Annotated in this window: 1 pseudogene; it reads right to left on the reverse strand. The window is 60.8% G+C overall.

From position 1 onward, the window contains the following. Positions 1-245: pseudogene (locus SB764_RS43635) on the reverse strand (acetolactate synthase 3 large subunit); the annotation flags it as partial.

The following is a 245-nucleotide window of genomic DNA, read 5'->3' on the forward strand; positions in this document are numbered from 1 at the left end:
GGCCATGGTCGGCCGTTTGCAACTGCTCGATCAGCTCCTTGAGCACTTCCTTCACGTCGCCGACGATCGGAATGTCGACCTTGACGCGCTTGGAGATGGAAGAAGGATCGATGTCGATATGGATGATCTTGCGCGGACGCGACGCGAAGTGCGCCGGGTCGCCGATCACACGGTCGTCGAAACGCGCGCCGATGGCGATCAGCACGTCGCAGTGCTGCATCGCCATGTTGGCTTCGTACGTACCG

Origin of the sequence: Paraburkholderia sp. SIMBA_027, assembly GCF_046535315.1 — a bacterium.
Classification (GTDB): Bacteria; Pseudomonadota; Gammaproteobacteria; order Burkholderiales; family Burkholderiaceae; genus Paraburkholderia; species Paraburkholderia tropica.